The following is a 13,966-nucleotide window of genomic DNA, read 5'->3' on the forward strand; positions in this document are numbered from 1 at the left end:
CCGGGTTGCCGACGACAGTGCCGACGCGACCGGATGATCCGTCGAGCAGGGCACTACCACCGCGGCTGACAGCGGAAGCTGCGGCCGTGCCACCGCAGGCCGGCCCACCACCCGTCAGCTCGCCGCCGTTGTCGACTCACGTCCCGGAGCCGTTCCCGGTGTACGGCCCCCCGCCGAACCTGTCGACCCTGGTGACCGCGCCGCCACCCCTGGATGGCGCAAAGCGCGCCAGGATGTCGCCGCCGCGCTGGGCGAGCAGGGTTGCCACGATCGTCGGTACGGCACTCGTCCTGCTCTCCGGCGGCTGCCTCACCTGGGTCGTGATCCTCGCGTACGCGGCCTGGCGGCGTAGCTGGCGCCTCGGCATCGCCGGCGTCGGCTACCTGGTCCTGATCACCGTCGAGGTGAACCTGCTCAACATCGAGGACCCGGAGGCCGAGGTTGCCGACGTCACCGCGTTCTCCTTCTTCGGCTTGGCGCTGATCACCTGGGTTGTCGGGGCGGTGCACGTGATCCTGCTCAGTCGAGGCCTCTGGGCGGCGATCACCGGCAGTCAGCGGATGAACGCGGACGACCGGGTCGACGTCGAGCGGCGCGTCCGTCGGGAGCACGCCCGCTACCTGCTTCACCACTACCCGGCGGCGCGCGGTGAGCTGAGCCTCGGCCGACCCGACCTGGCCCGGAGCTTCGACGACGGCGGCCTGATCGATGTCAACGCCGTCCCGGAGCAGGTGCTCGCCATGCTGCCCGGCCTGACCGAGCACCAGTGCCGGCAGATCGTGGTGGACCGGTGGATGCGCGGGCCGTACGCCTCGATGGAGGAGTTCGCGGGCCGCTGTCTGCTGCCTCCGACCACCACCGAACCTCTCCGCGAGCTGTTGGTCTTCCTGCCCCCGATGCCGGTGCCCGTTGCGGAGCAGCCGCCACCGGTCGGATCGTGACCGGAACCTCTCGCGCGCACCGGGGCGTAGGCGCCCAGCGCTGGTAGAAATGCCGGGTGGAGACAGCAGAGCGGGCAGCGGTACGCGAGCGGGCCGAGGCGGTGCTGCGCCGGCTGGCCGGTGACCACGCCCGGCTGCGCGAGGATCAGTGGCGCGCCATCGAGGCGCTGGTCGTCGACCGGCGGCGGGTGCTCTGCGTCCAGCGCACCGGTTGGGGCAAGTCGGCGGTCTACTTCGTGGCCACCGCCCTGCTCCGGGACCGCGAGCAGGGCCACCAGGCCGGCCCGACAGTCATCGTCTCGCCGCTGCTGGCGTTGATGCGCAACCAGGTCGAGGCCGCCGCTCGGGCCGGCATCCGGGCCCGCACGATCAACTCGGCGAACCTCGACGAGTGGGACGAGATCACCGCCGAGATCCAGAGCGGCGCGGTCGACGTGCTGCTGATCAGCCCGGAACGCCTCAACAACCCGGACTTCCGCGACGGCGTCCTGCCGAAGTTGGCGGCGACCACCGGCCTGCTGGTTGTCGACGAGGCGCACTGCGTCTCCGACTGGGGGCACGACTTCCGGCCGGACTACCGGCGGCTGCGGACCTTCCTCGCCGAGCTGCCCGAGCGCACCCCCGTGCTGGCGACCACCGCCACCGCCAACGCCCGGGTCACCCAGGACGTCGCCGAGCAGCTGGGCGACGCCCTCATCCTGCGCGGCACCCTGGACCGCGAGTCGCTGCGCCTCGGGGTGCTCGACCTGCCCAGCCCGGCGCACCGGTTGGCCTGGCTCGCCGACCACCTGGACCAGCTGCCCGGCTCGGGCATCGTCTACACGCTGACAGTGGCGGCAGCGGGGGAGACTGCCGAGTTCCTGCGCTCCCGGGGCTACCCGGTCGCCTCGTACAGCGGGCAGTCCGACGACGCCGACCGGCGCGCCGCCGAACAGGACCTGCTCGACAACAAGATCAAGGCGTTGGTCGCCACCAGCGCCCTCGGCATGGGCTTCGACAAGCCCGACCTGGGCTTCGTCGTCCACCTCGGCGCGCCACCCTCGCCGATCGCGTACTACCAGCAGGTCGGCCGCGCGGGCCGCGCCGTCGAGCACGCCGAGGTGCTGCTGCTGCCCGGCGTCGAGGACGCCGCGATCTGGCGTTACTTCGCCTCGCTGGCGTTCCCACCGGAGCAGCAGGTCCGGGCCGTGCTGGCCGCCCTGCACACCGACCGCCCGCTCTCCACCCAGGCGCTCGAACCCCTCGTCGACCTGCGCCGGGCCCGGTTGGAGCTGATGCTCAAGGTGCTCGACGTGGACGGCGCGGTCCGCCGGGTGCGCGGTGGTTGGCTCGCCACCGGCGAGTCGTGGGTCTACGACGAGGCCCGGTTGCGCCGCGTCGCCGAGGCGCGCACCGTCGAGCAACAGGCCATGCGGGAGTACGCGACCACGTCCGACTGCCGGATGCGGTATCTACGGGAACGCCTGGACGACACCGGGGCGGCCGACTGCGGCCGATGCGACAGGTGCGCCGACCCACTCTTCGCCGCTGACGTGTCGACTGCCGCGCTCGCCGCCGCGCAGACCTTCCTGGGGCGACCCGGCGTGGAGATCGCGCCGAAGAAGCTCTGGCCTACCGGGCTCGACGCGGTGGGCGTACCCCTCAAGGGCCGGATCGCCCCCGCGGAGCAGGCGCTGCCGGGCCGGGCCGTCGGGCGCCTCTCCGACCTGGGCTGGGGTGGCCGGCTGCGCGCTCTCGTCGGCCCGGAAGCGCCGGACGCACCGGTGCCCGACGACGTCGCCGGCGCCGTCGTGGAGGTGCTGAAGGCGTGGGCGCACGGCGACAACCCGTGGCCCCGCCGGCCGGTGGCGGTGGTCGCTGTCGGTTCCCGACGGCGGCCCCGGCTGCTCGGCTCGCTGGCCGATCGGATCGCCACGGTGGGCCGGCTGCCGCTGCTCGGCGTGGTCACCGCGGCCGGCCCCGACGGCCCGGCTGGGCCGCGCGGCAACAGCGCCCAACGGGTACGCGCACTGCACGACACCTTCACCGTGCCGACCGACCTGGCCGAGGCCCTGGCCGAGCTGGACGGCCCGGTGCTGCTCGTCGACGACCTGATCGACTCGGGCTGGACGATGACGCTGGTGGCCAGGGCCCTACGCCGAGCCGGTGCGACCGACGTGCTCCCGCTCGCCCTCGCCGTGGCCGGCTGACAGGCTGCGCTCGCGTCGGTGGTGAGGCGAGTCCTCGGCGATGATCGGGTCTGCGCCGCCGGTCGTGCCTGGTCGGGGCGTTGTCCGGTGCTGCGGCGCGGTCCGCACCGGTCGGGTGGGAAAGTTCCCGGGCGGTGTCGAGTGCGACAGTCGCCACGCTGTCCGGGCGTCGGCCTGACCCGGCAGGGCACGGCGGTACCGTGGGCGGCATGACCGACCAGCAGCTCGTCACCCGTGCGCGCACCGATGCGGGCAGGAGCGCTGGCGGTGAGGCCGGCCAGGCGCGGGGCGTCGGTCGTGGCTGACCAGGGCCCAGCCGAGCCGGACCGGAGCACTCTCCGGCTGGCGCTTGTCGTCGGCGGGCTGGTGCTGGCGGTGCTGCTCGGCTTCGGCCTCGGCCGGCTGAACGCCAACGGTGCCGCCACCGGCAGCCCGTCGTTGGCCGCCGAGCACACCGACCCGCCGGGTGTCGCGCCGCACAACCACGGCTCCGCCACGACCACCGATCAGGGCGCGGCCACCGAGCCGGGCGGTCTCGCGGTCAGCTCGGCCGGGTTCACACTGGCGCCGCTGGCCACCGAGTTCGCGGCGGGTCGCCCCGGTCAGCTCCGCTTCCAGGTGCGCGACGCGCAGCGCCGGCCGGTGACCCGGTTCGCCATCGTGCACGACAAGCCGATGCACCTCATCGTCGTCCGGCGGGACCTGACCGGTTACCAGCATCTGCACCCGACCATGGCGGCGGACGGCACCTGGTCGGTGCCGTTGACCCTCGCGCAGCCGGGCCTCTGGCGCGCGTACGCCGACTTCACAGTCGTCGCCGACAACGGAGCACAGACCGCTGTGACCCTCGGTACGGACCTGGTGGCGCCCGGCGACTACCGACCCCGTCCGCTGCCGGAGCCGGCCACCTCGACGACAGCGGACGGCTTCACTGTCGGCTACCAGGGCACTCCGCAGGCCGGGGCGACAGTGCCGCTGACCTTCCGGGTGGATGGCGCTGGCGGCGCCGCCCGGCTGGAGCGGTACCTCGGGGCGTACGGGCACCTCGTGGCGTTGCGTGAGGGCGACCTCGGCTACCTGCACGTGCACCCGGAGACCGAGTTGGTGGACGGTCAGATCAAGTTCTGGTTGACCACCCCCGGCCCGGGCCGCTACCGCCTCTACCTCGACTTCCAGGTGAAAGCCGAAGTCCGAACCGCCGAATTCACCCTCACCGTCCCCTAGGCCCGCTCCGCTCCGCCCCGCCCCTCTCGTTGGTCATGAAGTTATTGCCACTCGCCACGGCGTGTCGGGACAATGACTTCATGATCAACAGCGCGGGGTGGGTGGGGTGGTTAGCTGGCTCGGCGGATGGGGCGGCGGGCCAGGTAGCGGAGCAGGTCGCGGATGTGGTGCTTCTCCTCGGCGGGGACCGTCGGGTCGGCCAGCCGGTCCAGGATGGCCCGGACGTCGGCTTCGACCGGGCCCTCGTCGTGGCGGCGGCGCGGCGCGGGACCGGCGTCGGGTAGCCCGAGCGCGCGGAACGCGGCGGCGACCGGCAGATCCAGCGCGGAACAGAAGCCGCGCACCTTGGCCAACTCGGGATAGTCCTGCCAGTCGCCGGCCAGCCAGCGGAACACGGTGGAGCGGCCCACGCCCGTGTGCGAGGCAAGATCAGTCACGGTCCAGCCACGTTCGTCGCGAGCGTCATCGATGGCGCGCCGGACGAAGCGGGCGAAGGCCATCTGCGGTGATACGTCGGCTGATCCCATCCCTGTGTGTCTTCCCCTCCTGCCGGAGCACCGGGACGATGCGCCTTCCGAGGGTAGTACGCCAGGAGGCGGAAACAATTGACTGACCGCACAAACTGTCCCGTGGACGAGACTTTTCTCTGGAAGCGTGTGTGCAGAACGAAAATTGCATCGAGCGATCTTCATCGTTCTTCTATTAAGCTCGGTGCCCGTCCCGACATCGCGTCTGTCGTCTGCCGCCGCCGACCGGACCACCGCCGAGGAGCACCATGGCCGAATCGAGCCGCCCCCAGCCGTACCAGCCCGGTGCGGTGAGCCTCTTCTTCGTTGCCAAGGCCGGCGTCTTCGCCGCCGCGTTCTGGATCTGGTTGCTGGTCCTGGTGCTCCGCACGGACTCCGCGACCGGCCTCCAGGTGCTGGCCGCCACCGGCGCCATCACCACCACGCTCGTCGCGGTGCTGCTCGGCGCCCGGATGGCGTTGCAACACAACGCCGCCATCCGGCACGCCGAGGTGAAGAAGCTGCTGGTCGACATCTCCTGGAACGCCTTCGCGGCGGCCGGCAACGCCGAGACCGAGGGCAAGGTGGTGCCATTCCCGACCGCCGCGGGCGACGGTGAGTGGGCCGCCCAGCGGCCCGCCGCCGACCGGGTGTCGGTCCTCGACCGTGGTGCCAGCGAGCGCAACGGTGGCCGGGACCGCCGACGCTAGCCGCCCAGGGGCTGAGCGGGTGTCTCTCCGGCGGCCAGCAGCGTCTCCAGCCGGGGAGTGACCTGCCACTGGTCCACCAGCTCGCGGTACTCCGCGCGCTGCGGCTCGGTTGCCTCGGCGCCGGTACGACGGGCGCGGATCAGCAGGTTGCGCGGGGTGTGCTGCGAGTCCACGAACTCCACCACCTCGGTCCGGTACCCGTGCACCCGCAGCAGCCCGGCGCGCAGCGAGTCGGTGAGCACGTCGGCGAAGCGCTCGCGCAGGATGCCCTGTCGGGTCAGCAGCTCGTACGGGGCCGGAGCGGGGTGGGCGCGGAGCTGCTTCGCCAGATCGTGGTGGCAGCACGGCGCAGCCAGCACCCAGCGGGCCTCCCAGCGCACCGCGCGGGCCAGTGCCTCGTCGGTGGCGGTGTCGCAGGCGTGCAGCGCCAGCACCAGGTCGGGGGCGGGGTCGACGACGGCCTCGGCGATCGTCCCGGACACGAAGCTGACCTGGTCGGCCCAGCCCAGCCGCTGCGCCAGCTCGGTGTTGCGCCGCCGCTGGTCCTCCCGGACGTCCACACCGACCAGCTGGACGTCGAGCCCCCGACTCGTCAGGTAGCGGTACGCGGCGAACGTCAGGTAGGCGTTGCCGCAGCCCAGGTCGACCACCCGTAGCGGACCGGTCAGGTCGTCGGGCAGGGTCGCGGCCAGGGCCCGAAGGAACGCGTCCACCTGGCGGCGCTTGGCCGCCGAACCGCCGATCTCCGCGAAGATCGGGTCACCGGGGTCGAGCAGGTATTCCTTCGTCCGGTCGTTCCCGGTGGGCGTCGCCGCCGGGCGGGACGTCGCGGCGCGGTGCACCTGCGCCTCGCCGGACTTGGTCACCCGCAGTTGGAGGGTCGCGTCGGCCGTCTCGACGTGCCAGTTGCCGAACGGCTCGGCGAGCAGTTCGTCGATGGCCGCGGCGGCCTCCGGACCGGAGGCGAGGTTGCGGGTGTAGGGGCGAGCACCGTCGGACGTGGTGATCTGCATTCGGGGCCCGGCCTTGAGCCGCACCGGCCGCAGCTCGGCCCGCTCAACTGTGGGGCGGCGACCGCGTCGACGTCCGGCGGCGACCGCCCGAGTCAACGCGGGGTCGAGCAGCAGCGCCCGAACCTCGGTCAGGGCGGCGTCCAGTGGTTGCGGCATCGTTCCATTTTCGGCAGGTGGGGTGGGAGAAGGGAACATCCCCCGTACCGCGCGAGGCGGTGCGGGGGATGTCAGGTGTGGCTGGTGATCAGTCCGCTGTCGCCTCGGCCGGCGCATCCGCACCGGAACCGCCACCACGGCGTCGGCGTCGGCGGCGCGGCTTGGACGCCTCGCCGTCGGACGCGGCGGCCGGCTCGGAGGGGCCGGCGTCGGCGGAGATCACCGCGGTCGCCTCGGCCGCGACCACCTCGCCGGCCCGGCGACGACGCCGGCGGCGGGGGGTACGGGTGCCTTCGTCGGCGGCGTCGGCCGCAGGTGCCTCGGCGACGGCCGGTGTGCCGGCGTCGGAACGGTCGCGGCGGCCATCGCCCCGACCACGGCGCTCGCCGCGACCCTCACCACGGCTCTCGCCGCGTCGGGGGCCCCGACCGCCGCTGTCGCCCCGACGGGAGCGGGTCGTCCCACCCAGATCCTCTTCGATCTCGGCGGACAGCCCGGCCCGGGTGCGCTCGGCAGTGGGCAGCGTGCCGCTGACCTCGGTGGAGATGTGCAGGTCGGTGTAGAGGTGCGGGGACGTGTGGTACGTCTCCGGCGGCTCCGGCATCTCCAGACCGAGGGTCTTGTCGATGATCCGCCAGCGCGGCATGTCGTCCCAGTCGACGAAGGTCACCGCGACACCAGTCGCGCCGGCCCGGCCGGTACGACCGATCCGGTGGGTGTAGGTGTCCTGGTCTTCCGGGCAGTCGTAGTTGATGACGTGGGTGACGCCGGTGACGTCCAGCCCACGGGCTGCCACGTCGGTGGCGACCAGGATGTCGATCTTGCCGGCCCGGAAGGCCCGCAGAGCCCGCTCGCGAGCGCCCTGGCCGAGGTCACCATGCACCGCGGCGACCGCGAACCCGCGGAAGTCGAGATCCTCGGCGACCCGGTCGGCGGCCCGCTTGGTACGCGTGAAGATCATGGTCAGCCCACGCCCCTCCGCCTGGAGGATGCGCGCCACCACCTCGACCTTGTTCATCGAGTGGGTGCGGTAGACCAACTGCTGGGTCTGCGGCGACGGGCCCGTCTCAGCGGTGTGCCCGGCGTGGATCGTCATCGGCTGGCGCAGGAAGCGCCGCGACAGGGTGACGATCGGGTCCGGCATGGTGGCCGAGAAGAGCATCGTCTGTCGGTCTTCCGGAAGCATCGCCAGGATCTTCTCGACGTCGTCGAGGAAGCCCAGGTCGAGCATCCGGTCGGCCTCGTCGAGGACGAGTGCGTGCACCCGGTCGAGCCGGAGGTGCTTCTGCTTCTGCAGGTCCATCAGACGGCCGGGCGTGCCGACCAGGATCTCGACGCCCTTGCGCAGCGCGTCGATCTGCGGCTCGTAGGCCACGCCACCGTAGATCGGCAGCACCCGGACGCCACGCGTCCGGCCGGCGGCGGCCAGATCCTTGGCGACCTGGATGCCCAGCTCACGGGTGGGGACGACGACCAGCGCCTGGGGGACACCGTCGCTGCCCTCGCCCGGGGCGAAGACCCGGTCGAGCAGCGGTACGCCGAAGCCGAGGGTCTTGCCGGTGCCGGTGGGCGCCTGACCGATCAGGTCGACGCCGCGCAGCGCGATCGGGATCGCGTACTCCTGGATGGCGAAGGCGCGGGTGATGCCGGCCGAGGCCAGGGCCTCGACCGTCTCGGCGCGCGCGCCGAGTGCGGCGAACGTGGGGGCCTCCGGTCGAACCGGGGCGGTGGGGGCCAGTTCCTGGCCGTCCAGCAAATCTTGAGTCAGGTCGCTCATGTGGATGTGGGGGTGCCCTCTCGTGGGTGCGCCCGTCATGTCCTCAGGGCGCGTTCGGTATGACGCGGGCCACACGGTCGGCGGCAGATTGCCGAGCCGGACCGGGCCGCACGCGCGCCGCGGGCTGAGCTTCGATCAGATCGGCGCCCACGGCAACTGCTCCATGTTACCTGAACAGGCATGCCCCCGTCCCGATTCCCCGTCGGCCACTCGCCACGCGGGGCAAGCAAATGTGACCTACGCCACATAAAATGTCCCGTCGGCCTCGACCGTGACGTGGGGCTGCAGTGCGAGGTGCGTGGGGCGCGCGCGAGGGCCGGTACGCGATAGCCTGCCGCTCGTGTCCGCCTCCGGTTCCGCGTACGCCGACCTGCTGGGTCTGGTCGCCTTCGGTGAGCTGCTCGCCTTCGAGCGGATGGCGGGCGATGCCCGGCTCGCTCCTGACCTGCGCCGCCGGGCCGCGCTGAACGAGATGGCCGCAGCCGAGATCGCCAACTATCGGCGCCTCGCCGACCGGCTCACCGCGTTGGGCGTACCGCCCGAGGAGGTGATGGCGCCCTACGTCGAGCCGTTGCAGGCGTACCACGACTCGACCGAGCCACGGGACTGGGCGGAGGTGGTCACCAAGGCGTACGTGGGCGACGCGATCACCGACGACTTCGTTCGCGAGGTCGCCGACGCGCTGGAGGAGCCGGACCGGGCGCTGGTGCTGGACGTCCTGCACGACTCCCGGTACGCGGACTTCGCCGCAGCGGAGATCCGGGTGGCCGTCGCCGACGACCCCCGGGTGGCCGGTCGGCTCTCGATGTGGGCCCGGCGGCTGGTCGGCGAGGCGTTGTCCCAGGCCAGCCGCGTCGCCGTCGAGCGGGCCACCCTCACCGCGCTGATCGCACGAGACGGCCGGGTCGACGTGCCGGGGCTGTTCGGCAGGCTCACCACCGCGCACACGGCGCGAATGGCCGCCGCCGGGCTGAACAACTGACCACCCGGCCGGCGCCGGCCTGCGGCAGGTGGGCCGAGTGCCGACCTGCCGCGATGGCCGGACCGGTCAGCGGACGGTGAACCCGACCGCCCGCGACGACGCCTCGGCGATCTCGACGTAGGCGACCTTCTCGACCGGAACGATGACGCGCCGGCCCTTCTCGTCGGTCAGGGAGAGCGTGCCGCCGTTGCCGGCGAAGGCGTCGGTCACGATCTGCTCGATCTCGGCCGGCGACTGCGCGCTGTCCACTACCAGCTCGCGTGGCGCGTACTGCACGCCGATCTTGACCTCCACTGTGCCTCCTCAACTGGGGCGAGAGAACCGCCCTGCGAAGGCTATCCGATCACGGGGCCGCCGGTCAGGCTGACTCACCTTGCAGCGGGAAGCTCGCGATGCCCCGCCACGACAGCGCGGCCACCAGCGCCTCGGCCTCGGCCTTCGGCACCTGCCGACCGCCGGCCAGCCAGAACTGCGCTGCCGTCTCCGCCGCGCCGACCAGCCCGGAGGCGAGCAGCTCGGCGTGCGCCCGGCTCACACCGGTGTCGGAGATGATGGTGTCGGTGATCGCCGCGATGCAGCCCTGCTCGACCCGCTCCACCCGCTGCCGCACGGCCGGGTCGTTGCGCAGATCCGACTCGAAGACGAGCCGGAACGCCTCGCTCTCGTGGTCGACGAAGTCGAAGTACGCCCGTACCGAAGCGCTGACCCGCTCCTTGTTGTCGCTGGTACCGCGCATCGCGTCCTGCACCTGAGCGACGATGGCGTCACAGTGCGTGTCGAGCAGCGCCAGGTAGAGATCCATCTTTCCGGGAAAGTGTTGGTAGAGCACCGGCTTCGAGACCCCGGCCCGCTCGGCGATGTCGTCCATCGCGGCGGCGTGGTAGCCCTGCGCGACGAACACCTCCTGCGCCGCAGCGAGAAGCTGCTTACGACGCGCGGAGCGGGGCAGGCGGGTGGGCCGGCCAGCGGTCTGTGCACCGTTCCCCGCAGCGGTCATGGGATCCTCCGAGTTCTCCGTACGAGCCGGCATTTTCCCCCCAGACCGGGCGAGGCCCGTGACCTCGGTCGTGGAAATGGCCCGCCGCTGTAACTTATCGCCACTCTCGGCACACGGTAGCCTCAGCGGGGGCGACCAAGGAGCGCGCGGTGAGTGAAACAGGGCAACCCGGAGCCGCCACCCCGGGAGAGCACGGCGACGGAGCGGGTCAGCACGACGACCCGAGCCGTTCCGTCAGTGGGTGGGCGCCTCCGGCGGGTGGGTGGCCCCGAGCCGCCGACCGCGAGGACGCCCGGGATGAGGCGCCGCGCTGGCAGCCCGACCCCGCGTCGGGCTGGCGGACCTCCTCGACACGGCACGGCGACCTGCCATCGCCGCTGGTCGGGCGGTCGGGCGACCCCGAGTCGCCGGCCCGCGCCAACGGCCACCACGTCAACGGCACGCACCACTCGGACGACGCCAACGGCGTCCACCACCCCGGCCTCGAACCGCCCGCGGGACGCCCCACGCCGGTGAGCGCCCCACCCGGGCTGCCCGCCGAGGGTCGCCCCGGGGCGGCCAGCGACCGGCTCGTGGTGCCCGCCCAACGTCCCGCACCGCCGACGGAGCAGGGTGCCGTCGAGCCCGACCCGGGCCCCGCCCCACACTCCACCGTCGATCCGACTGCCGCGCACCGTGCCCGCTGGGCCGAGCCCGGATTGCCCACCTCGGCCCCGCCGGCCGTCCAGGTGCCGCCCGTCGGCACCGCGGCGTCGGGTTTCGAGGTGCCGCCCGGCTTCCACGCGCCGACCGGCGAGCGGCTGGCCGCCGACGAGAGTCCGACCGCGCCACGCGACTGGCGGGACCCGCTCGCATCCGAGCCTGCGGCGATCCCGGGACGCACCCCGGGCCCGACCGCGTCCGCCGACGAGGGCGAGCCTGGTCGCGCTGCGGAGGGTTCCCGGCCGGCAGAGGCGCATCGCGCCGGAGAGGCGCATCGCGCCGGGGACGCGCACCGTCCCGGCGAAACGCACCGGGCCGGGGAGTCGTCGGCCATCGAGCCCGACTGGTCGGGTCCGAGCTGGAACCGTCCGAGCTGGGGTGGCGGGTGGGCCCCGCCCTGGTCCCGTCAGGACGACGAGCCGGCTGGCCCGGCAGCACGGGACGAGCCGGCGCCGGACTGGGTCGGCGAGCCCCACCAGCCGTACGAGCCGGTGCGCGCCGAGGTGCCCCGTCCGTACGAGCCGGTGCGCGCCGATCCGCCCCGGGCGTACGAACCCGCCCGGGTCGAATCCGAGTCCACCCCGGAACGCCCCACCAAACCGACCGGCGCACCACCGGCTGACCGTCCGTCGTGGGCGGGTGGCGCGACGCCGACCAGTGGTCCGCCGGCCGACCGTCCGTCCTGGGCGGGGTCCGGGGCGATCGACGGACCGCGAGCCGACCTTCCGTCCTGGGCTGGAGGGGCCGATCCCGACCCCACCAGCGCGTCGCCCGCGCGGCCCTCCTGGGCTGGGGGGTCCGATCCGACGCCGACCAGCGTGCCGCCGGTGCGGCCGTCCTGGGCCGGCGGGTCCGAGACGGCGACCAGCGTGCCGCCGGTACGACCGTCCTGGGCTGGCGGGGCCGAACCGCCCGCGACCGGCGCGGCGTCGACGCGGCCGTCCTGGGCCGGCGGTGCCGATCCGGCACCGGCCAGTTCCCCGCCGACGCGACCGTCCTGGGCCTCCAGCCCGGCGTCGGCCGACCCGCCCGTACCGGCCGAGGCGATACCTCCGGCACCCGCCGGACCGCCTCCGGCTCCGGCCGGGCCACCTCCCACGCTCACCGACGCGCCACCGGCTCCGGCAGGCCCGTCGCTGGTCGCGGAGCGCTCGTCCTGGACCGGCGGTTCGCCGACGGCGAGCAGTTCGCGGGCCGAGCGGCCGGACTGGTCCGAGGGCAGGCTCCCGGCCACCCCTGTCGAGCGCCCGTCGTGGCCGGCCAGCCGGTCGGCCAGCGCCGGTGGGGGCGACGGAGGCGAGACGCCCGGCCGGTTCCGGCCCGACGTCCGACCGACCGCGCCGTTCCGGCTCCGGCCGGCGACACCCGAGCCCGGTCCGTCACCCGTCGAGCCGCCCCCGCCGGCCGCGCCTGTCAACGGCTCGCCATCGACTGACGCCACCCCGTCCTCCACCGCAGCGGTCCCGCCCACCGCCACAACGGGTTCCGGCCGCCGCGATCAGCCCGCACCGGCCTCCGCCTCCGCCTACGCGGCGCGCCGATCCGCTCCCGACCCGACGTCACCGGCGGACGATGGCCGGCAGTCGGCTGCGAGCGCGGTGGTGCTGCCGCAGCGCGTCCCCGCGGAACCGGACGTGCCCGTCGTGCCGGAGCCGCCAGCCGTGGAGCCACCCGCCGAAACCCCGGAACTCGCCCGCATCGCCACTCACCTGCGCCGGGACGACGAGCCAGCCCCACTGCGCGAGCGCCCGGAGGGGTTCGATGTCAATGCCATCCTGGACGCCGTCCGGGAGGTGGCCGGTGTCCGTGACGCGGCCCTGCGCCGTACGCCGGCGGGGGCGCACAGTCTGCGACTGGACCTGGCCGACGGTGCCGACCCGGCCGAGGTGAGCCGGCAGGTGGCCCGGCTGCTCCAGGAGCGGATGGGGTTGGCCGCGGCCCCGCAGAACGTGCCCGGCCTGCCCAGCACGCCACCACCACCGGTTCGCCGTCGCGCGGCCGAGCCCGCCGAGCGGCGTGCCCCGGAGACGCGAAACGCGGCTTCGCGCGACCCCGGCGAGGTTCGGTCGGCCGAGTCGCCGACTGTCGCCCGCCCGTCCGGCGCTCGGGTCGAGTCCCCGCCGGCCGGCCCGGAGCAGCGGACCGGCACCGACCCGACGCGCCGCCGTCGGTCGAACGCCCCGCACCGGGGGCGCGCCACCGTGGAGGAACCCGGGTCCGTCTCGTCCGCGCCGACCGGCGCCGCGACCGGTAGCCCGGCGACCTTGGGCACGTCGTACTCCGGTGGTCAGGTGACCACGACGGAGTCGGCGCCGTCCCGGCCGCTGGAGACCGGCGGTACGCCGGGGCCCCGAGTGGTGATCGACCACGTGCAGGTCAGCACCTTCGGCCTGGACGCGAACGTGGAGGTCCGGCTGCTGGCCGGGGGCGACAGCGCCTCCGGGTACGCCACCGGGCCGGCGGTGGACGGCTACGTGTTGCGGCTCTGCGCGGTGGCGGCGGCAGCAGCGGTGGACGAGTTGCTGCGCGGTACCGAGAACGCCGAGCGCGGGCGCTGTTTCGTCGAACACGCTGCCGTGGTGCCGTTCGGCAATTGCGAGGTGGCCACAGTGGTGGCGCTGCTGGTCTGTGAGGGCTGGGTCGAGCAACTCGCCGGGTCGGCCCTGGTCGCTGGTGATCCGCGTCAGGCGGTGGTCCGGGCGACGCTGGCGGCGGTCAACCGTCGGCTGGAGGCGCTGCTGTCCTGAGTGGTCCGAGGCAGACTGGAGC

10 protein-coding genes and 1 pseudogene are annotated in these 13,966 nt (G+C 73.6%); 6 read left to right on the forward strand and 5 right to left on the reverse strand.

Annotated features, from left to right (window positions below; genetic code table 11):
- From AB0C20_RS13015 to AB0C20_RS13025, 3 genes and pseudogenes are all read left to right on the forward strand, one after another.
- Nucleotides 1-941 (forward strand): annotated as a pseudogene (locus tag AB0C20_RS13015) (transcriptional regulator); the annotation flags it as partial.
- A 56-nt stretch (nucleotides 942-997) separates the two neighbouring features.
- The gene (locus AB0C20_RS13020) at nucleotides 998-3,130 is read left to right on the forward strand and encodes a DEAD/DEAH box helicase (RefSeq protein WP_357191153.1); all 2,133 of its coding nucleotides are present in this window, start codon (nucleotides 998-1,000) and stop codon (nucleotides 3,128-3,130) included.
- Between the two features lie 297 nt (nucleotides 3,131-3,427).
- Entirely contained in the window at nucleotides 3,428-4,354 is a 927-nt protein-coding gene (locus tag AB0C20_RS13025; protein WP_357191156.1) for a hypothetical protein, read from the forward strand.
- 110 nt (nucleotides 4,355-4,464) lie between these two features.
- Here AB0C20_RS13025 and AB0C20_RS13030 read toward each other — a convergent pair whose 3' ends face one another.
- Entirely contained in the window at nucleotides 4,465-4,881 is a 417-nt protein-coding gene (locus tag AB0C20_RS13030) for a helix-turn-helix domain-containing protein (protein ID WP_357191159.1), read from the reverse strand.
- A 248-nt stretch (nucleotides 4,882-5,129) separates the two neighbouring features.
- Between AB0C20_RS13030 and AB0C20_RS13035 the strand changes: the two genes are divergently transcribed.
- A complete protein-coding gene (locus AB0C20_RS13035) occupies nucleotides 5,130-5,570 on the forward strand; it encodes a hypothetical protein (RefSeq protein ID WP_357191162.1) in 441 nt (146 codons plus the stop codon).
- Here the strand turns inward: AB0C20_RS13035 and AB0C20_RS13040 are convergent.
- Together AB0C20_RS13040 and AB0C20_RS13045 are read right to left on the reverse strand one after the other, a co-directional pair.
- Nucleotides 5,567-6,739, reverse strand: a complete 1,173-nt coding sequence (locus AB0C20_RS13040; RefSeq protein WP_357568012.1) for an SAM-dependent methyltransferase — start codon at nucleotides 6,737-6,739, stop codon at nucleotides 5,567-5,569. The two genes, AB0C20_RS13035 and AB0C20_RS13040, sit on opposite strands and share 4 nt — an antisense overlap.
- Before the next feature lie 88 nt (nucleotides 6,740-6,827).
- The gene (locus tag AB0C20_RS13045; protein ID WP_357568013.1) at nucleotides 6,828-8,516 is read right to left on the reverse strand and encodes a DEAD/DEAH box helicase; all 1,689 of its coding nucleotides are present in this window, start codon (nucleotides 8,514-8,516) and stop codon (nucleotides 6,828-6,830) included.
- Between the two features lie 340 nt (nucleotides 8,517-8,856).
- Between AB0C20_RS13045 and AB0C20_RS13050 the strand changes: the two genes are divergently transcribed.
- Nucleotides 8,857-9,498, forward strand: a complete 642-nt coding sequence (locus AB0C20_RS13050) for a ferritin-like fold-containing protein (RefSeq protein WP_357568014.1) — start codon at nucleotides 8,857-8,859, stop codon at nucleotides 9,496-9,498.
- Between the two features lie 66 nt (nucleotides 9,499-9,564).
- Here AB0C20_RS13050 and AB0C20_RS13055 read toward each other — a convergent pair whose 3' ends face one another.
- Together AB0C20_RS13055 and AB0C20_RS13060 are read right to left on the reverse strand one after the other, a co-directional pair.
- A complete protein-coding gene (locus AB0C20_RS13055; protein ID WP_088950288.1) occupies nucleotides 9,565-9,792 on the reverse strand; it encodes a DUF3107 domain-containing protein in 228 nt (75 codons plus the stop codon).
- 64 nt (nucleotides 9,793-9,856) lie between these two features.
- The gene (locus tag AB0C20_RS13060; protein WP_030489514.1) at nucleotides 9,857-10,495 is read right to left on the reverse strand and encodes a TetR/AcrR family transcriptional regulator; all 639 of its coding nucleotides are present in this window, start codon (nucleotides 10,493-10,495) and stop codon (nucleotides 9,857-9,859) included.
- Between the two features lie 1,034 nt (nucleotides 10,496-11,529).
- On the opposite strand from AB0C20_RS13060, the gene AB0C20_RS13065 reads away from it, so the two are divergent.
- Nucleotides 11,530-13,944: a hypothetical protein gene (locus AB0C20_RS13065; RefSeq protein ID WP_357568033.1), complete on the forward strand. Its 2,415-nt coding sequence runs from the start codon at nucleotides 11,530-11,532 to the stop codon at nucleotides 13,942-13,944.
- The last annotated feature ends 22 nt before the right edge of the window (nucleotides 13,945-13,966 follow it).

The sequence above is a fragment of the Micromonospora sp. NPDC048843 genome (assembly GCF_040649965.1).
Taxonomy (GTDB): domain Bacteria; phylum Actinomycetota; class Actinomycetes; order Mycobacteriales; family Micromonosporaceae; genus Micromonospora; species Micromonospora hortensis.